Raw genomic sequence first — 19258 nt, 5'->3', positions numbered from 1 at the left:
CGTGTCCCCGGAGACGAGCCCCTCGGCCCTGACCGCCCAGCCGCCCGGCGCACACCCGAACCAGGCCGCCCCACAATCCGGCTACGGCCACCCCGGCACCCACCCCCAGTACCCCGGAGCCCCCGCCCCGCCCGGGCCCGCCGGCCCCCCGCCGCAAGCCTTCGGCCCCCAGCCCCCGCCCTCGACAACCTCCACTACCGCCACCTCGGCTCCCGCGTTCACGTCGCCGCCCATCAGCGTGGGGCCGATGCCACCGCGGTCGGGCAGCTGGCCACCCAGGTTCCGGGGTTCCTCGTGAGTCTCGCCGTGGTCAGCACCGTCTCCGTGGCCGTCTTCGGCAGCACCGCCGGCCCGCTCGTGTTGCTGGCCTGGCTCGCCTCCGGGGCGCTCGTCTTCCACCGGCCCACCGAACTCGCCTTCGCCCGGCACGTACTGAAGCTCCGGCGTCCGCTCGCCGAGGAACGTGCACGCCTGGAGCCCGTCTGGCGCGAGGTCGCCGCGCGCGCGGGCATCGAGGCGGACACCTACGAGCTGGTGATCGAGAACAGCACCGACCTGAACGCGATGGCGGCCGCAGGACACGTCGTCGGCGTCACCACGTACGCGCTCAACAGGATCCCCAGCAGCAACCTGGCCGCCGTACTCGCCCATGAGCTCGGGCACCACACCGGCGGCCACGCCTGGGCCGGGCTGCTCGGCTACTGGTACTCGCTGCCGGGCAGGATCGCCTGGGCGGTGACCCGAGGCCTGGCCCGGGCCGCGCTCGCCGTCGCGCGCGTCTTCTCGTTCGCCGGCGCCGGCCTCATGTACCTCTTCATGGGCGCTTTCGTGGTGATCGGCTTCATCGTCGCCTGGTACATCACCATCCCGCTCGTCCTCGCCCCGTACCTGCTCGCGGCCGCGGGCCGGCGCGGCGAGCTGCGGGCCGGCCAGCAGTCCGCGGCCCTCGGCTTCGCGCCCGAGATGGCCCAGGTCCTGCACCACTTCCAGGCCGAACAGGACGCGGCGAAGGCCTACGCCGCCGCGCAGGGCAAGGAGCTGCGCGAGCCCGGCGGCCTGGCCAAGCTGCTCTCCAGCCACCCCGACAACTACACCCGGCTGCGCGCCCTGGAGCCCTACCTCCAGCCCGTCCGCTGAGCACGGGCGGGCAACCCCTGGAAACGCCGAAGGGCGCCCACCCCGCCGAAGCGGAGTGGGCGCCCTTCGTCAGACGTACGCCTTACTGGTTGTACGGACCGTAGTCATAGTCCTCCAGCGGAACGGCCTGGCCGGAGCCCGTGCCGAACGGCGAGTAGTCGATGTCGTCGTAGCCGACGGCCGAGTACATCGCGGCCTTGGCCTCTTCGGTCGGCTCGACCCGGATGTTGCGGTAGCGGGACAGACCCGTACCTGCCGGGATGAGCTTACCGATGATGACGTTCTCCTTGAGGCCGATGAGGCTGTCGGACTTGGCGTTGATCGCCGCATCCGTCAGGACTCGGGTCGTCTCCTGGAAGGAGGCGGCCGACAGCCAGGATTCCGTCGCCAGCGAGGCCTTGGTGATACCCATCAGCTGCGGACGGCCGGAGGCGGGGTGACCGCCCTCGGTGACCACACGACGGTTCTCGGTCTCGAACTTGCCGCGCTCGACCAGCTCGCCCGGCAGGAGTTCCGCGTCGCCGGACTCGATGATCGTCACACGGCGCAGCATCTGCCGAATGATGATCTCGATGTGCTTGTCGTGGATGGACACGCCCTGCGAGTTGTAGACCTTCTGGACTTCGCCGACCAGGTGGACCTGGACCGCGCGCTGACCGAGGATCCGGAGCACGTCGTGCGGGTTCGTGGCACCGACGGTGAGCTTCTGGCCCACCTCGACCGCGTCGCCCTCGCCGACCAGGAGACGGGCACGCTTCGAGATCGGGAACGCCGTCTCGTCGCTGCCGTCGTCCGGGGTGACGACGAGCTTCTTGGTCTTCTCGGTCTCCTCGATACGGACGCGGCCCTTGGCCTCCGAGATCGGGGCGACACCCTTCGGCGTACGAGCCTCGAAGAGCTCGACGACACGGGGCAGACCCTGGGTGATGTCGTCACCGGCCACACCACCGGTGTGGAAGGTACGCATCGTCAGCTGGGTACCGGGCTCACCGATGGACTGGGCGGCGATGATGCCGACCGCCTCACCGATGTCGACCAGCTTGCCGGTGGCCAGCGACCGTCCGTAGCAGAAGGCACAGGTGCCGACCGCGGACTCGCAGGTCAGGACCGAGCGGGTCTTGACCTGCTCGACGCCGTTGGCGACCAGCGCGTCGATCAGGACGTCACCGAGGTCGACGTTGGCCGGCGCGATGACCTTGCCGTCGATGACGACGTCCTCGGCCAGCATGCGGGCGTACACCGAGGTCTCGACGTCGTCCGTCTTGCGCAGCGTGCCGTCGGCTCCGCGCTCGGCGATCTTCAGCTTGAGGCCACGCTCGGTACCGCAGTCCTCTTCGCGGATGATGACGTCCTGCGAGACGTCCACCAGACGACGGGTCAGGTAACCCGAGTCGGCGGTACGCAGGGCGGTGTCCGCCAGACCCTTACGGGCACCGTGCGTGGAGATGAAGTACTCCAGAACGGTGAGGCCCTCACGGAAGGACGCCTTGATGGGACGAGGAATCGTCTCGTTCTTGGCGTTCGACACCAGACCACGCATACCCGCGATCTGACGCATCTGCATCATGTTTCCTCGGGCACCCGAGTCAACCATCATGAAGATGGGGTTCGTCTTCGGGAAGTTCGCGTTCATCGCCTCGGCAACCTCGTTGGTCGCCTTGGTCCAGATCGCGATGAGCTCCTGAGTGCGCTCGTCCTTGGTGATCAGACCGCGCTCGTACTGCTTCTGGACCTTCTCGTCCTGCTCCTCGTAGCCCTTGACGATGGCCTTCTTGGCCTCGGGCACGACGACGTCGGAGATGGCCACGGTGACACCGGAACGGGTCGCCCAGTAGAAGCCGGCCGCCTTCAGGTTGTCGAGCGTCGCCGCCACGATGACCTTGGGGTAGCGCTCGGCGAGGTCGTTGACGATCTCGGAGAGCTGCTTCTTGCCGACCGAGTAGTCGACGAACGGGTAGTCCTCGGGCAGCAGCTCATTGAAGAGCGCGCGGCCCAGCGTCGTACGCAGACGGAAGCTGTCGCCCGTCTGGTACTCCTGCTCACCCTCCTCGGCAGCCGGCGGGGTCCAGCCGCGCGGCGGGATGGTGCCCACCGGGAAGCGGATGTCGACGGCCGACTGCAGCGCGAGCTCGCCGGCGTCGAACGCCATGGTCGCCTCGGCCGTGGAGCCGAACGCGCGGCCCTCGCCCTTGACGTCACGGAGCTCACCGTCGGTGGTCAGGAAGAACAGACCGAGGACCATGTCCTGGGTCGGCATCGTGACCGGACGGCCGTCGGCCGGCTTGAGGATGTTGTTCGAGGACAGCATCAGGATGCGGGCCTCGGCCTGCGCCTCCGCGGAGAGCGGCAGGTGCACGGCCATCTGGTCACCGTCGAAGTCCGCGTTGAACGCGGTGCAGACGAGCGGGTGGATCTGGATGGCCTTGCCCTCGACCAGCTGCGGCTCGAAGGCCTGGATGCCGAGGCGGTGCAGCGTCGGCGCACGGTTCAGGAGAACCGGGTGCTCGGCGATGACCTCTTCCAGGACGTCGTACACGACCGTGCGGCCGCGCTCGACCATGCGCTTGGCGCTCTTGATGTTCTGCGCGTGGTTCAGGTCGACCAGGCGCTTCATCACGAACGGCTTGAAGAGCTCCAGCGCCATGGCCTTGGGCAGACCACACTGGTGCAGCTTCAGCTGCGGGCCGACGACGATGACGGAACGCGCCGAGTAGTCGACTCGCTTACCGAGCAGGTTCTGACGGAAACGACCCTGCTTGCCCTTGAGCATGTCGGACAGCGACTTCAGCGGACGGTTGCCGGGGCCCGTGACCGGGCGACCACGACGGCCGTTGTCGAAGAGCGCGTCGACGGCCTCCTGAAGCATGCGCTTCTCGTTGTTCACGATGATCTCGGGGGCACCGAGGTCAAGGAGTCGCTTCAGGCGGTTGTTGCGGTTGATCACGCGGCGGTACAGGTCGTTCAGGTCGGAGGTCGCGAAGCGGCCACCGTCCAGCTGCACCATCGGACGCAGGTCCGGCGGGATGACCGGCACGCAGTCGAGCACCATGCCCTTGGGGCTGTTGCTGGTCTGCAGGAACGCGGAGACGACCTTGAGGCGCTTGAGCGCACGGGTCTTCTTCTGGCCCTTGCCGGTACGGATGATCTCGCGGAGGCGCTCGGCCTCCTCCTCGAGGTCGAAGGACTCCAGGCGCTTCTGCAGGGCAGCGGCACCCATGGAGCCGTCGAAGTACGTGCCGAAGCGGTCACGCAGCTCGCGGTAGAGCAGCTCGTCACCTTCGAGGTCCTGGACCTTGAGGTTCTTGAAGCGGTTCCACACCTCGTCGAGGCGGTCGATCTCGCGCTGCGCACGGTCGCGCAGCTGCTTCATCTCGCGCTCGGCACCTTCGCGCACCTTGCGGCGCACGTCGGCCTTGGCACCCTCGGCCTCGAGCTCGGACAGGTCGGTCTCGAGCTTCTTGGCGCGGGCCTCCAGGTCGGAGTCGCGACGGTTCTCGATCTGCTGACGCTCCACCTGGACGTGCGCCTCGAGGGAGGGCAGGTCGCGGGTGCGGCGCTCCTCGTCCACGAACGTGATCATGTACGCCGCGAAGTAGATGACCTTCTCGAGGTCCTTCGGGGCGAGATCAAGCAGGTAGCCGAGGCGCGACGGAACGCCCTTGAAGTACCAGATGTGCGTGACAGGGGCGGCCAGCTCAATGTGGCCCATCCGCTCACGACGCACCTTGGCGCGAGTGACCTCGACGCCGCAGCGCTCGCAGATGATGCCCTTGAAGCGGACACGCTTGTACTTACCGCAGTAGCACTCCCAGTCCCGGGTCGGACCGAAGATCTTCTCGCAGAAGAGTCCGTCCTTTTCGGGCTTGAGGGTGCGGTAGTTGATGGTCTCAGGCTTCTTGACCTCGCCGTGAGACCAGGTCCGGATGTCGTCCGCGGTGGCAAGGCCGATCCGCAGCTCGTCGAAGAAGTTGACGTCGAGCACTGTGCGTCAATCCCTCTTTCGGGGTTGTGCCCCTCGCGTTAGCGAGAAATAAGGCGCTTCATCATGGTCTGAACGGTCCCGGGGATGGCCGGGGGCTCCTTCTGGGAGCCCCCGGCCAGGCCCGTCAGACCTCTTCGACGCTGCTCGGCTCGCGCCGGGACAGGTCGATACCGAGCTCCTCCGCCGCGCGGAAGACGTCCTCGTCGGTGTCGCGCATCTCGATGGACATGCCGTCCGAGGACAGCACCTCCACGTTGAGGCAGAGCGACTGCATTTCCTTGATGAGCACCTTGAAGGACTCGGGAATGCCCGGCTCGGGAATGTTCTCGCCCTTGACGATGGCCTCGTAGACCTTCACGCGGCCGGTCACGTCGTCGGACTTGATCGTCAGGAGCTCCTGGAGGGCGTAAGCGGCACCGTAAGCCTCAAGCGCCCACACCTCCATCTCACCGAATCGCTGGCCACCGAACTGAGCCTTACCACCCAGCGGCTGCTGGGTGATCATGGAGTACGGACCGGTCGAACGGGCGTGGAGCTTGTCGTCGACCAGGTGGTGCAGCTTGAGGATGTACATGTACCCGACCGAGATCGGGTCCGGGAACGGCTCACCGGAGCGGCCGTCGAACAGCTTGGCCTTGCCGGACGGCTGGACCAGACGGTCACCGTCGCGGTTCGGGATCGTGGCCTCGAAGAGACCGGAGATCTCGTCCTCACGGGCGCCGTCGAAGACCGGGGTCGCGACGTTGGTGCCGGGGGCGACCTGGTCGGCGCCGATGGCCTGCAGGCGCTGCGCCCAGTCGTCCGCGAGACCGGAGACGTCCCAGCCGCGGCTGGCGAGCCAGCCGAGGTGGATCTCCAGGACCTGTCCCGGGTTCATTCGGGACGGCACACCCAGCGGGTTGAGGATGATGTCGACCGGAGTTCCGTCCTCGAGGAACGGCATGTCCTCGATCGGAAGGATCTTCGAGATAACACCCTTGTTGCCGTGGCGGCCGGCGAGCTTGTCACCGTCCGTGATCTTGCGCTTCTGCGCCACGTAGACACGAACCAGCTGGTTCACGCCCGGCGGCAGCTCGTCGCCCTCTTCACGGTCGAAGACGCGGACGCCGATGACCTTGCCGATCTCACCGTGCGGCACCTTCAGCGAGGTGTCGCGCACCTCGCGCGCCTTCTCACCGAAGATCGCGCGGAGCAGGCGCTCCTCCGGCGTCAGCTCGGTCTCACCCTTGGGCGTGACCTTGCCGACGAGGATGTCGCCGGCGACGACCTCGGCACCGATACGGATGATGCCGCGCTCGTCGAGGTCGGCGAGGACCTCTTCGGAGACGTTCGGGATGTCCCGGGTGATCTCCTCCGGGCCGAGCTTGGTGTCACGGGCGTCGACCTCGTGCTCCTCGATGTGGATCGAGGAGAGGACGTCGTCCTGCACGAGGCGCTGCGACAGGATGATCGCGTCCTCGTAGTTGTGACCCTCCCACGGCATGAACGCCACGAGCAGGTTCTTGCCGAGCGCCATCTCGCCGTTCTCGGTCGCGGGACCGTCGGCCAGAACCTGGCCGTCGATCACGCGGGCGCCCTCGTCCACGACAACCTTCTGGTTGACGGAGGTGCCCTGGTTGGAGCGCGAGAACTTCGCGAGGCGGTACGTGGTGTACGTGCCGTCGTCGTTGGCGGTGGTGATGTAGTCCGCGGAAACCTCCTGGACCACACCGTCCTTCTCCGCCTTGAGCACGTCGCCCGCGTCAGTGGCGCAGCGGTACTCCATGCCCGTGCCGACGAGCGGCGCCTCGGACTTGATCAGCGGCACGGCCTGACGCATCATGTTCGCGCCCATGAGGGCACGGTTGGCGTCGTCGTGCTCGAGGAACGGGATCATCGCGGTCGCGACCGACACCATCTGGCGCGGCGAGACGTCCATGTAGTCGACGTCGTCGCCCGGGATGTAGTCGATCTCGCCGCCACGACGGCGGACCAGGACGCGGTTCTCGGTGAACCGCATGTCCTCGCCGAGGCCGGCGTTGGCCTGGGCGATCACGAAGCGGTCTTCCTCGTCCGCGGTCAGGTAGTCGACCTCGTCGGTGACGACGCCCTCGACGACCTTGCGGTACGGCGTCTCGACGAAGCCGAACGCGTTGACGCGACCGTAGGAAGCCAGCGAACCGATCAGACCGATGTTCGGGCCTTCAGGCGTCTCGATCGGGCACATGCGGCCGTAGTGAGACGGGTGCACGTCACGGACCTCGAAGCCGGCCCGCTCACGGGAGAGACCACCCGGGCCGAGCGCCGACAGACGGCGCTTGTGGGTGAGACCCGACAGCGGGTTGTTCTGGTCCATGAACTGCGACAGCTGGCTGGTGCCGAAGAACTCCTTGATGGAGGCGACGACCGGCCGGATGTTGATCAGGGTCTGCGGCGTGATCGCCTCGACGTCCTGAGTCGTCATGCGCTCGCGGACGACGCGCTCCATACGAGCCAGACCCGTGCGGACCTGGTTCTGGATGAGCTCGCCGACGTTACGCAGACGACGGTTGCCGAAGTGGTCGATGTCGTCGGTCTCGACGACAATCGAGACACCGCTGTCGCCAACGGTCTCGGTCTCACCGGCGTGCAGCTTCACCAGGTACTTGATCGACGAGATGATGTCCTCGACGGTCAGGACGCCGGCGTCCAGCGGGGCTTCGCCGCCCAGCTTCTTGTTCACCTTGTAGCGGCCGACCTTCGCGAGGTCGTAGCGCTTCGGGTTGAAGTAGAGGTTCTCGAGCAGCGTCTGCGCGGCCTCACGGGTCGGCGGCTCGCCCGGACGCAGCTTGCGGTAGATGTCGAGCAGCGCGTCGTCCTGGCCCTGGGTGTGGTCCTTCTCCAGGGTGGCGCGCATGGACTCGTACTCGCCGAACTCCTCGAGGATCTGCTCGGTCGTCCAACCGAGAGCCTTCAGGAGAACGGTGACGGACTGCTTGCGCTTGCGGTCGATGCGGACACCGACCATGTCGCGCTTGTCGATCTCCATCTCCAGCCAGGCACCCCGGGACGGGATGACCTTGGCCGAGAAGATGTCCTTGTCGGACGTCTTGTCGATCGAGGAGTCGAAGTAGACGCCCGGCGAGCGGACGAGCTGCGACACAACGACACGCTCGGTGCCGTTGATGACGAAGGTGCCCTTGTTGGTCATGAGCGGGAAGTCGCCCATGAAGACCGTCTGGGACTTGATCTCGCCGGTCTCGTTGTTGGTGAACTCGGCGGTGACGAAGAGCGGAGCGCCGAACGTGAAGTCGCGCTCCTTGCACTCGTCGATCGAGTTCTTCGGCGGCTCGAAACGGTGGTCGCGGAACGTCAGGGACATCGACCCTGAGAAGTCCTCGATCGGGGAGATCTCCTCGAAGATCTCCTCCAGACCGGACTTCCTGGGGACGTCCTGTCCGCTGTCCAGAGCCGCCTCGACACGAGCCTTCCACGCGTCGTTGCCGAGCAGCCAGTCGAAGCTTTCGGTCTGCAGCGCAAGAAGGTTCGGAACCTCGAGGGGCTCCTTGATCTTTGCAAAGGAGATGCGCAGCGGGGCGGTGCTGGCGCCGTTGTTCGTATTCGCGGTCGAGGCAGTGCGCGAGGCGGCCAAGAGGGGGTCCTTCCGAGGGCTCGGACTCACTACGCGCGTACCGGTCCCAAGCTGGCACGGAGGCGGAAGCTTCCCGAATCGGCCGGTGAGGGCCAGGTCAGGACGGTTTCAGTCCACGGTGCTGGAGCGAGGGCATGCCCCTGGTGACGGGCAGGGAGCAGCTAACAGGCAGCGCAAAGGGTCAGTGTAGCCACTTGGCTCACTGATGTCCAGTGCGGGTTTTTTGAGACCCTCGTTGTCCTCAACGACCCTCGTCAGACCCTCGTTGTTCTCAACAGCTGCAACACGTCACCACGTCACTCGTGGCGCGCACATCCTTACTGCCCTCTTCGTCGTCGATCCATGCCTCGGATCCGGATCGTTGTGACGACGCGTCCTGAGAATTGCGCGCTGCGTGCGGTTCGTCAAGGCCCCCTCCTGTGCGAACGGGGCTGCCCCGACCCCCGCACTCACCAGCAGGCACCCGCAGGCACCGGCTCCAGGCACCGGCTCCAGGCACAACGAAGATCACCATACTCGTCGGGACCGTCAGTGCAAGGCAGCCGAACTGGAACGCCGAGCAGCCGTCCGAAAAGCCTGAAGGGCGACCACCCAGTTGGGTGATCGCCCTTCAGTACGTTCGCGTTACAGCCCTACGCGAGAGCCGCTCAGCAAGGAGTCAGCAGACTCCTGAGGTCACTTGACCTCGACGGAGGCGCCGGCGCCCTTGAGGGACTCGGCAGCCTTCTCCGCGGCGTCCTTCGCGACCTTCTCGAGGACGGGCTTCGGGGCGCCGTCGACGAGGTCCTTGGCCTCCTTGAGGCCCAGGGAGGTGAGCTCGCGCACGACCTTGATGACCTGGATCTTCTTCTCGCCGGCGCCGGTGAGGATGACGTCGAACTCGTCCTGCTCCTCGGCAGCCTCGGCGGCCGGGCCACCGGCGGCGGGGCCGGCAACGGCGACGGCCGCGGCGGCGGTGACGTCGAACTTCTCCTCGAAGGCCTTCACGAACTCGGAGAGCTCGATGAGGGTCATCTCTTCGAACTGCGCGAGCAGGTCGTCCTGGGACAGCTTCGCCATGATGGCGTCCTTCCACTAATTCGGCAGGTGCCGGAGTTACATGTAGGCGGGCGTACGTTCGGCCCGCTGCGACCGTTGCCCTGGCGGGCAGCGATCATTGCGCGAGCCGAGTTACTCGGCACCGCCCTGCTCGTCGCGCTTGACGCGAAGCGCCTCCGCAGTGCGGACGAACTTCGACGGGAGCGCCTGGAAGACCTGAGCAGCCTGAGTCTGCTTGCCCTTCATGGCGCCCGCCAGCTTGGCGAGCAGAACCTCGCGGGACTCGAGGTCCGCGAGCTTCTTGATCTCATCGGCGGACAGCGCCTTACCGTCAAGGACACCGCCCTTGATGATGAGGTTGGGGTTGTCCTTGGCGAAGTCACGAAGACCCTTCGCCGACTCCACCGGGTCACCGGTGACGAAGGCAACCGCCGTCGGACCCGTGAACAGGTCGTCCAGCGTGTTGATCCCGGCCTCGTTGGCCGCGATCTTGGTCAGCGTGTTCTTCACCACGGCGTACTCGGAGTTCTCACCGAGAGAACGGCGCAGCTGCTTGAGCTGGGCCACGGTGAGACCCCGGTACTCGGTCAGCACGGCGGCGTTCGAGCTGCGGAACTTGTCCGTGAGCTCGGCTACCGCGGCAGCCTTGTCGGGCGTCGGCATAGAGCGTCGGCCTCCTTCCGGGTGATGAGGACCGCTCAGAAGGGGCTGTGCAAAACAAAACGCCCCGGCGCAGGCGCACGGGGCGTAGCTCGACCGGAACGAGTCCGGGAACTTTCCACAGTCACCTGCGCAGGTCGTCCGCTTTCAGCAGATCCTTCGGTCGCCGATTCCTCTTGCGAGGGCACGGCAACGACCAGCGGTCTTTGGCTTCCTGAGGAGATTACGTGACGGGGTCCGCCTCAGGCAAATCCGCCCTTGTCGGCCCGCCGCCGCGGCACTCGACCGCTGGTCGCGCGCGGTCCGCTCGCCCTGGCCGCCGCCCTCTTCACTGTCATGCGGCGGGCTTTCGGTCGACTACGTCCTTGAAGTCGACCGTGTCCCGCGCCGGCGGACGCTCGGCCGAGGCACGGGCGCCGTAGTCGGCGTAGTGCACGGTCCCGGAGAAGGCTCCGGAGTCCGTACGGGCCCGCTGGACGCGCTTGACCAGGAGGTGCCCGCGGTCGATCCAGACGTCGACGCGCTGCCCGTCGGCCGTGCCCGTGTAGTGCGTGGCGCGGACGCCGCGCACGGTCTCCCGGCCCACCTCGCGCACGTTCCCCGAGGACAGCAGCAGCTCCAGGGAGGCCGCCGGTGAGAGGTCGGCCCCGGGGTCGTACGGGTACCGGATCCAGTGCTTGCCGTCCGACAGCGCGGCGAACCTGTCGGTCATGCGCGTGTAGTAGGCGTCCGGCAGGAAGCGGGACTGGGACGGGCAGCCGCCCATGAGCCGGGTCGTCGAGGCCATAGAGCCGCCGGTCGCCGTCACCCTCAGGGTGCCGCGCAGCCCGCCCGACCAGCGCAGGACGCCCACGCTCCGCGACGACAGGCTGGCGCCCGTACTGCTGGTCGCCTCGATCCTCGCGGACCCGGCGGCGGCCACCTCCGAGCGTGCCGCCCGCAGCGCCCCGGTGACGCTCTCGTCGCCCTTGGGCGCCTCGTGCGCGCCGCAGGACACCAGGCCGGCCACCGCCAGGCAGACCGTCGCGTACCGCACCCCTGTCCTGCCGTTCATACGCTCCCCCCCGCCGAGCCCCAGGCCGACCCCGCACGCTAGCGGAGCCCACCGGCGCCCGGAGGGGTTAGCGGGAAAACGGGAACGGGCCCCGCACCTCGAAAGGTGCGGGGCCCGAGCCGACTTGGCTGAGCTGTCAGGCTCAGACCGCAGCCGGGTCCTCCTCGACGAGGAGGTTGCGGGTGCGGTTCGGGTCGAGCGGAACGCCGGGGCCCATCGTGGTGGCGATGGCGGCCTTCTTGATGTAGCGACCCTTGGCGGCGGACGGCTTCAGACGAAGGATCTCGTCCAGGGCCGCGCCGTAGTTCTCCACCAGCTTGGTGTCGTCGAAGGACACCTTGCCGATGATGAAGTGGAGGTTCGAGTGCTTGTCGACGCGGAACTCGATCTTGCCACCCTTGATCTCGTTCACGGCCTTGGCCACGTCCGGGGTCACGGTGCCGGTCTTCGGGTTCGGCATGAGGCCACGGGGACCGAGCACGCGGCCGAGGCGGCCGACCTTGCCCATGAGGTCCGGGGTGGCGACAACGGCGTCGAACTCGTTCAGGCGGTTGCCCTTGGAGATCTCGTCGATGAGCTCGTCGGAGCCGACGATGTCGGCGCCAGCGGCTTCCGCGGCCGCAGCACGGTCACCGGTCGCGAAGACCAGGACCCGGGCGGTCTTGCCGGTGCCGTGCGGGAGGTTCACGGTGCCACGGACCATCTGGTCGGCCTTGCGCGGGTCGACACCCAGACGCATGGCGACCTCGACGGTGCCGTCGAACTTCGTGGCGGAGGTCTCCTTGGCGATACGGACGGCCTCGAGCGGGGCGTAGAGCTTGTCCCGGTCGATCTTCGCGTCCGCAGCGCGGAGAGTCTTGCTGCGCTTCACTTCTACTCCTGGAGTTCAGGTATGGAGTTCGTGGTGCGGACCAGCGCTGGCCCTACCACAGAAAGGTCAAACGGGGTGAGGATCAGCCCTCGACCGTGACGCCCATGGAACGCGCGGTACCGGCGATGATCTTCGCCGCGGCGTCCAGGTCGTTGGCGTTGAGGTCGGCCATCTTGGTGGTGGCGATCTCGCGGACCTGCGCGTCGGTGATCTTCGCGACCTTGGTCTTGTGAGGCTCGCCGGAGCCCTTCTCGATGCCCGCGGCCTTGAGGATCATCTTGGCGGCCGGGGGCGTCTTGGTGATGAAGGTGAAGGAGCGGTCTTCGTAGACCGTGATCTCCACCGGGATGACCCAGCCACGCTGCGACTCGGTCGCGGCGTTGTAGGCCTTGCAGAACTCCATGATGTTGACGCCGTGCTGGCCCAGCGCGGGACCAACCGGCGGGGCCGGGTTGGCGGCACCGGCCTGGATCTGGAGCTTGATAAGCCCCGTGACCTTCTTCTTCTTGGGAGGCATTGCTCTCTCCGGGTCCTAGTGAGAGTTTTCAGCCAACCACCCGGTCATCCGGACGGAGGCATACCGCACAACGATAACGGGTATCCCTGTGCGGCTAAAAACCGAGCAGGTCAGACAGGCTGCGAGAGCCCGTCTGACCTGTTCGGAAGTGCTTGTTCCAGAAGGTGCCGGAAGGGGCTAGTTCTTCTGGATCTGGTCGAAGCTGAGCTCGACCGGGGTCTCGCGACCGAAGATCTCGACGAGGCCCTTGACCTTCTTCGAGTCGGCGTTGATCTCGTTGATCGTCGCCTGCAGCGTCGCGAACGGGCCGTCGGTGACGGTGACCGAGTCGCCCACCTCGAAGTCCAGGACCTGGACCTCGACCTTGCGGGACGGAGCCGGCTTGCCCTCGGCCTCGGCGGCCTCACGGGCGGCCTTCTCCTCGGCCTCCGGGGCGAGCATCTTGACGATCTCGTCCAGGGTCAGCGGGTACGGGTCGTAGGCGTTGCCCACGAAGCCGGTGACGCCGGGGGTGTTGCGGACGACGCCCCACGACTCGTTCGTCAGGTCCATGCGCACCAGCACGTAGCCGGGGAGCTTGTTCTGACGGATGGTCTTGCGCTCGCCGTTCTTGATCTGCGCGACCTCTTCCTGCGGCACCTCGGCCTGGAAGATGAAGTCCTCGACGTTCAGCGAGACGGCGCGCTGCTCGAGGTTGGTCTTCACGCGGTTCTCGTAACCGGCGTACGTGTGGATGACGTACCACTCGCCGGGCAGCGTGCGCAGTTCCTCGCGCAGGGCGACGATCGGGTCGACCGGCTCGGACTCCTCGGCGGCTTCCTCGACGGACTCCTCGTCGGCCTCGGCCTCGGGGGCGTCCTCGTCGGACAGCTCGGCGGCGTCGTCCTCGGCGTCGTGCTCGAGGGACTCCTCGGCGGCTTCGACCTCGTCCTCGGCGTGCTCGTCAGCCTCAGTGGCTGCCTCGTCGGCAGCCTCGGCCTGGACCGTGTCCTCGGCGTTCTCGGCGTCCGCCGCCTCGACAATGTCGAGCTCGTCCTCAGCGGACTCGACGGGCTCGATCGCCTCGTTCAGGTTCGGGTCAGACACTGTGGCTGCTTCTTCCTGGATACATAGGGGTGGAACACGCGAAAGGGGCGCCGGGTACGGCGCCCTTCGCTCTCGGCTCAGCCGAAGATGTACTTGACAGCGTGGTTGAAGCCATAGTCAATCACGGTCACCAGACCGATCATGATGACGACGAACACAATCACCACACTGGTGTAGGTGGTGAGCTGGTTCCGAGTCGGCCAGACAACCTTGCGGAGCTCCGCGATGATCTGGCGGTAGAAGAGCGCGAGACGGCCGAAGGGGCCCTTCTTTCCGCGCTTGCCACCTTTACGGGGCTTCTTCTGGGACTCCGGCGCCTCATCCTGGGCATCAGGCATGTCGATGGAGCCCACGGCGTCCGTCACGCGTCCTCACCTGAATTCCGGGTCGTGGCCGTGCCGCGCCCGGTTGAGCCGCACGGCGGTGCATTTGCAGTACGTACATGCGCACACGTCCTGGCGAAGGAGTGTGTAGCAGGGCCGGAGGGACTTGAACCCCCAACCGCTGGTTTTGGAGACCAGTGCTCTACCAATTGAGCTACGACCCTTTGTCTGCCCCAACGTACCGCATCCTTCCGACCGCACGATGTGTGCCGGAAGAGGGCGGCCGGTGAAGGCCAACGAGCAGTGAGTGTACGTGCTCCGCGGCCCTCCGTCGAACAGAAAGAAGCGGGCCGGTCGTTGATCGTCCGCGAAACCCGTGTGCCGGGCGGGTTTCCGGTCTGGAACGATGGGGTTATGAGCGCTGCTGCTACTCCTTCCTCCTCGCCCACCGAGCGCCGGGTCTCCGCCCGTGTCGGCGCGATCTCCGAGTCCGCGACCCTTGCCGTCGACGCCAAGGCCAAGGCCCTCAAGGCCGCCGGGCGTCCGGTCATCGGTTTCGGCGCGGGCGAGCCCGACTTCCCGACCCCGGACTACATCGTCGAAGCGGCCATCGAGGCCTGCAAGAACCCGAAGTTCCACCGGTACACGCCCGCCGGCGGCCTGCCCGAGCTGAAGGCCGCGATCGCCGCGAAGACGCTGCGCGACTCCGGCTACGAGGTCGACGCCTCGCAGGTCCTGGTCACCAACGGCGGCAAGCAGGCGATCTACGAGGCCTTCGCCGCGATCCTCGACCCGGGCGACGAGGTCATCGTCCCGGCGCCGTACTGGACGACGTACCCCGAGTCGATCCGTCTCGCCGGTGGTGTCCCCGTCGAGGTCGTCGCCGACGAGACGACCGGATACCGCGTCTCCGTGGAGCAGCTGGAGGCGGCGCGCACCGAGCGCACCAAGGTCGTCCTGTTCGTGTCGCCGTCGAACCCGACGGGCGCGGTCTACAGCGAGGCCGACGCCGAGGCGATCGGCCGCTGGGCCGTCGAGCACGGCCTGTGGGTCCTCACCGACGAGATCTACGAGCACCTGGTCTACGGGGACGCCAAGTTCACGTCCCTGCCGGCGCTCCTGCCCGAGCTGCGCGACAAGTGCATCGTCGTGAACGGCGTCGCCAAGACGTACGCGATGACCGGCTGGCGCGTCGGGTGGATCGTCGGCCCGAAGGACGTCGTGAAGGCCGCGACCAACCTGCAGTCGCACGCCACGTCGAACGTGTCGAACGTCGCGCAGATCGCCGCGCTCGCCGCCGTGTCCGGTGACCTGACGGCCGTCGCGAAGATGCGCGAGGCCTTCGACCGCCGCCGCAAGACCATCGTGCGGATGCTGAACGAGATCGACGGCGTGCTCTGCCCCGAGCCCGAGGGCGCCTTCTACGCGTACCCGTCGGTGAAGGAGCTGCTCGGCAAGGAGATCCGCGGCAAGCGTCCGCAGAGCTCCGTCGAGCTGGCCGCGCTGATCCTGGAGGAGGCCGAGGTCGCGGTCGTCCCGGGTGAGGCCTTCGGCACGCCGGGCTACCTGCGTCTGTCGTACGCCCTGGGCGACGAGGACCTGGTCGAGGGTGTCTCGCGGATCCAGAAGCTGCTCGCCGAGGCGCGCGACTGACGCGTCCTGCGCGTGGTGCGGGCCGTCTCCGGGATTCCCGGGGGCGGCCCGTTTTCGTCCGGACCCTCGCACGGGATCTTCGTCCGGCTCTTCGGTCAGTCCTTCGGTCAGTTCTTCGGTCGGATCTTCGTTCGGACAAGGCCACGAAGGGGGAAAGCCGCTTCCCGCGCGGCGGGTGTGTGCGGCAAGATCCTGGAATGGAGCGTGTACCACGTGATGTAAGGCAGCTGCCCAAGGCCCATCTTCATCTGCACTTCACCGGGTCGATGCGGCCCTCGACCCTGCTCGAACTCGCCGACAAGTATGGCGTCAGGCTGCCGGACGCCCTGACCGGGTCCGAGCCGCCGAAGCTGCGGGCCACCGACGAGCGCGGCTGGTTCCGCTTCCAGCGGCTGTACGACGCCGCGCGGTCCTGCCTGCGCGAGCCCGAGGACATTCAGCGGCTGGTGCGCGAGGCCGCCCTGGAGGACCTCGCGGACGGGTCGGGGTGGCTCGAGATCCAGGTCGACCCGACGTCGTACGCGCCGCGGCTCGGGGGGCTGATCCCAGCCCTGGAGGTCATCCTGGACGCCGTCGAGACCGCCTCGCGCGACACGGGCCTCGGCATGCGGGTCCTGGTGGCCGCGAACCGTATGAAGCATCCGCTGGACGCGCGCACGCTGGCCCGCCTCGCCGTGCGGTACGCGGACCGCGGCATCGTCGGCTTCGGGCTCTCCAACGACGAACGGCGGGGCATGGCGCGGGACTTCGACCGCGCGTTCGCCATCGCCAGGGAGGGCGGGCTCCTGGCCGCGCCGCACGGCGGCGAGCTGACCGGGCCCGCCTCCGTACGGGACTGTCTGGACGACCTGGAGGCGACGCGGATCGGGCACGGAGTGCGGGCCGCCGAGGACCCCCGGCTCCTGAAGCGTCTCGCGGACCGGCAGGTGACCTGCGAGGTCTGCCCGGCGTCCAATGTCGCGCTCGGCGTCTACGAGAAGCCGGAGGATGTACCCCTGCGCAATTTGTTCGAGGCAGGGGTCCCGATGGCGCTCGGCGCCGACGACCCGCTCCTGTTCGGCTCGCGGCTGGCCGCCCAGTACGAGATCGCGCGCCGTCACCACGACTTCGACGACGCCGAACTGGCCGAACTGGCGCGGCAGTCGGTGCGCGGTTCGGCGGCGCCGCAGGACATCAGGGCGAAGCTGCTGTCGGGGGTCGACGACTGGCTGACCGCCGCCCCCTGAGCAGGCCCGGTGCGTCTGTCACTCCGGCAGGGTCGACGCCCTGACCACCAGCGCGACGTACTCGGGGTCGAACATCAGGTTCCACCGGTCCTCGCTGATGAGGGTTCCGTTCACCGCGAAGGCCGGGGTGCCGGGTGCCTTGTCGGCCTCGTAGGCCTTCTCTGAGGCGGTGACGAAGGAGCGGTACTTCATGCCCTTCACCGCCGCGTCGAACTCGGCGCCGCGCAGGCCCTTCACCCGCGAGGCCGTACGGAGCAGGAACGCGTCGGTGTAGCCGTCGACGGCCTCCTCGGGCTGCTCCTGGAAGAGGAGGTCGTGATACTCGACGAACTTCCCCTTTTCCAGCGCGGCCCGCAGCGCGTTGGCCGCCTTCTTCGAGCCCTTGCCGCCCAGCCGGTCGTCGAGGAACGACGCCAGGGTGTACTCGGTCCTGACCTCGCCGTGGAGGGCCATCTTCCGCAGCGCGCCGGCGCCGCCCTCCTCCTCGAAGTCACGGCAGACGGGGCAGCGCAGGTCCTCGTAGAGCCGTACGACGGTGTCCGCCTCCGCCGACCCGACGACGACCGTCGTGCCGTCGGCCGCGAGGTGTTCGGGCAGTTGCCCGGAGCTCGCGAACCGCTCGGGCTTCTTGGCGTCGGCCGCGTCCCCGCCGGACGACGATCCCCGGCCGCACCCCGCGGCGAGTACTCCCGTCAGCGCCGCCACCAGCACCGGCACGGCGGCCCGGCGCCCTCTTCCACGCAGCATGATCTTGCCCTCCCCCAGAAAGAACGGGGACTCTATGCGATCCCTGTGAGCAGGGTGCGGGCGAGGCCCGCGGCGAACTCGTCCAACGGCTGCGGGGGCCTGCGGTCGGGGGCCATGTCGTACGCGAAAGCGCGCTGGGCGCAGGCTCCGAGGAGGAGAGACGCGGCGGCGTAGGTGTCGGCGTCGCGGCTGACGCGGCCCGCGTCCTGCTCGGATCTGAGGTAGGCGTCCAGACCCTGGATCGGGCGGTGGGGACCCGCGCCCATCTCGCGCAGCGCCTCCTCGTGACGGCGCTTGAGCTGGGGCTCCGCGTACAGGGAGGCGGCCATCGGGAAGGTCTGCTCGTAGAAGAGGGCGGCCTCGCGGGCGATCTCCGTGAGGTTCTCCTCGACGCTCTTCTCGCCCGGCTCCTTGGACAGCTCGGCCAGGAGCGGTCCGAGCTTGGGCAGCCGCTCGCTGAGCACGGTCACGAACAGCTCTTCCTTGTTCGCGAAGTACTTGTAGAGCGCCGCTTCCGAACAGTCCGCCGCTTTGGCGATCTCCTTGGTGGTGGCGCGGGCGAGGCCGATGCTCAGCATGAGTTCATGGGCGGCGTCGACGATGCGGACGCGGGCCGGCTTCTGATGCATGCGGGCTCCAACCGAGCTTGACGAGCAGGTGAGTATCCACTCACTCTAGGGGTGAGTGAACACTTACCCACCCTAGGAGGGTGTGCCATGCGGATCACTGTCTTCGGAGCGACCGGCGGTATCGGCCAGGAAATCGTCCGGCAGGCACTGGCATCAGGACATCAGGTCACCGCGGTGGTCCGTGACCCCGCGCGGTTCACGGTGACGGGCGCGGACCTGGAGGTCTTCCGGGCGGATGTGCGGGACCCCGAGGCGCTGCGCCCCGCGGTCGCCGGGCGGGACGCGGTCCTGTCCGGGCTCGGCGCCCGCAAGCGCGCGGACGCGGGCATCACGGCCGAGCTGACCCGGTCGGTGCTGGGGGCGGTGGAGGCCGAGGGCGTACGGCGCCTGCTCGTCGTCAGCGCGGCGCCGGTCGGCCCCGAGCCGGAGCGCTCACCGCTCCTCGACCGCGCCATGATCGGCGTCATCAGCTCGCTGCTCAGGCCCGTCTACGACGATCTGCGGGCCATGGAGGGCGAGCTCACGGCCAGCGCCACGGACTGGACCTCCGTGCGCCCGCCGAAGCTCACGGACAAGCCGCTCACGGGCACGTACCGGACCGTGGTCGGCGGGAATCCGCGCAGCGGCCGGAGCATCTCGCGGGCCGACGTGGCCCACGCGATGCTGGCGATGATCGACGACCCGGCGACGGTGAAGCAGGGCGTGGGGGTCGCCTATTAGCGGGT

Annotated in this window: 15 protein-coding genes and 1 tRNA gene; 4 read left to right on the top strand and 12 right to left on the bottom strand. The window is 67.7% G+C overall.

From position 1 onward, the window contains the following. Positions 1 to 294 precede the first annotated feature (294 nt). On the top strand, positions 295 to 1137 hold the full coding sequence (locus ACZ67T_RS23200; protein ID WP_469986525.1) for a M48 family metalloprotease: 843 nt from the start codon (positions 295 to 297) through the stop codon (positions 1135 to 1137). An 82-nt stretch (positions 1138 to 1219) separates the two neighbouring features. Here ACZ67T_RS23200 and ACZ67T_RS23195 read toward each other — a convergent pair whose 3' ends face one another. From ACZ67T_RS23195 to ACZ67T_RS23150, 10 genes are all read right to left on the bottom strand, one after another. Then, positions 1220 to 5119 carry a DNA-directed RNA polymerase subunit beta' gene (locus ACZ67T_RS23195; RefSeq protein WP_469986523.1) on the bottom strand — a complete coding sequence of 1300 codons (3900 nt, stop codon included), beginning with the start codon at positions 5117 to 5119 and terminating at the stop codon, positions 1220 to 1222. A 124-nt stretch (positions 5120 to 5243) separates the two neighbouring features. Then, complete coding sequence (rpoB, locus tag ACZ67T_RS23190) at positions 5244 to 8729, bottom strand: DNA-directed RNA polymerase subunit beta (protein ID WP_469986521.1); 3486 nt, start codon at positions 8727 to 8729, stop codon at positions 5244 to 5246. Between the two features lie 675 nt (positions 8730 to 9404). Then, positions 9405 to 9788, bottom strand: coding sequence for a 50S ribosomal protein L7/L12 (rplL, locus tag ACZ67T_RS23185; RefSeq protein ID WP_100594898.1), 384 nt, complete (start codon positions 9786 to 9788; stop codon positions 9405 to 9407). 111 nt (positions 9789 to 9899) lie between these two features. Continuing rightward, complete coding sequence (gene rplJ / locus ACZ67T_RS23180) at positions 9900 to 10430, bottom strand: 50S ribosomal protein L10 (RefSeq protein ID WP_100594899.1); 531 nt, start codon at positions 10428 to 10430, stop codon at positions 9900 to 9902. A 331-nt stretch (positions 10431 to 10761) separates the two neighbouring features. After that, positions 10762 to 11481 carry an SCO4651 family lipoprotein gene (locus tag ACZ67T_RS23175; RefSeq protein WP_469986520.1) on the bottom strand — a complete coding sequence of 240 codons (720 nt, stop codon included), beginning with the start codon at positions 11479 to 11481 and terminating at the stop codon, positions 10762 to 10764. A 142-nt stretch (positions 11482 to 11623) separates the two neighbouring features. Next, positions 11624 to 12352 (bottom strand): 50S ribosomal protein L1, encoded by a 729-nt coding sequence (gene rplA / locus ACZ67T_RS23170; RefSeq protein ID WP_356279187.1) that lies wholly within the window; start codon positions 12350 to 12352, stop codon positions 11624 to 11626. An 82-nt stretch (positions 12353 to 12434) separates the two neighbouring features. Continuing rightward, positions 12435 to 12869 carry a 50S ribosomal protein L11 gene (rplK, locus tag ACZ67T_RS23165; RefSeq protein WP_100594902.1) on the bottom strand — a complete coding sequence of 145 codons (435 nt, stop codon included), beginning with the start codon at positions 12867 to 12869 and terminating at the stop codon, positions 12435 to 12437. A gap of 177 nt (positions 12870 to 13046) precedes the next feature. After that, on the bottom strand, positions 13047 to 13955 hold the full coding sequence (gene nusG, locus ACZ67T_RS23160) for a transcription termination/antitermination protein NusG (RefSeq protein WP_375985815.1): 909 nt from the start codon (positions 13953 to 13955) through the stop codon (positions 13047 to 13049). 77 nt (positions 13956 to 14032) lie between these two features. Next, entirely contained in the window at positions 14033 to 14320 is a 288-nt protein-coding gene (gene secE / locus ACZ67T_RS23155) for a preprotein translocase subunit SecE (protein ID WP_469986519.1), read from the bottom strand. A 109-nt stretch (positions 14321 to 14429) separates the two neighbouring features. Continuing rightward, positions 14430 to 14502, bottom strand: a tRNA-Trp gene (locus ACZ67T_RS23150). Between the two features lie 190 nt (positions 14503 to 14692). Between ACZ67T_RS23150 and ACZ67T_RS23145 the strand changes: the two genes are divergently transcribed. Together ACZ67T_RS23145 and ACZ67T_RS23140 are read left to right on the top strand one after the other, a co-directional pair. Next, a complete protein-coding gene (locus ACZ67T_RS23145; protein ID WP_469986518.1) occupies positions 14693 to 15931 on the top strand; it encodes a pyridoxal phosphate-dependent aminotransferase in 1239 nt (412 codons plus the stop codon). A 197-nt stretch (positions 15932 to 16128) separates the two neighbouring features. Continuing rightward, positions 16129 to 17157, top strand: a complete 1029-nt coding sequence (locus tag ACZ67T_RS23140; RefSeq protein WP_469986516.1) for an adenosine deaminase — start codon at positions 16129 to 16131, stop codon at positions 17155 to 17157. An 18-nt stretch (positions 17158 to 17175) separates the two neighbouring features. Here ACZ67T_RS23140 and ACZ67T_RS23135 read toward each other — a convergent pair whose 3' ends face one another. Both ACZ67T_RS23135 and ACZ67T_RS23130 read right to left on the bottom strand, forming a co-directional pair. Next, on the bottom strand, positions 17176 to 17904 hold the full coding sequence (locus tag ACZ67T_RS23135) for a DsbA family protein (RefSeq protein ID WP_469986514.1): 729 nt from the start codon (positions 17902 to 17904) through the stop codon (positions 17176 to 17178). Between the two features lie 32 nt (positions 17905 to 17936). Then, a complete protein-coding gene (locus tag ACZ67T_RS23130; RefSeq protein WP_469986513.1) occupies positions 17937 to 18533 on the bottom strand; it encodes a TetR/AcrR family transcriptional regulator in 597 nt (198 codons plus the stop codon). 87 nt (positions 18534 to 18620) lie between these two features. On the opposite strand from ACZ67T_RS23130, the gene ACZ67T_RS23125 reads away from it, so the two are divergent. Next, entirely contained in the window at positions 18621 to 19253 is a 633-nt protein-coding gene (locus ACZ67T_RS23125) for an NAD(P)-dependent oxidoreductase (RefSeq protein WP_469986511.1), read from the top strand. The last annotated feature ends 5 nt before the right edge of the window (positions 19254 to 19258 follow it).

It is taken from the genome of Streptomyces sp. NPDC107517, from assembly GCF_055582645.1.
Note: the sequence above shows the minus strand (reverse complement) of the source record. Positions and strands in the feature narration are given on the sequence as shown.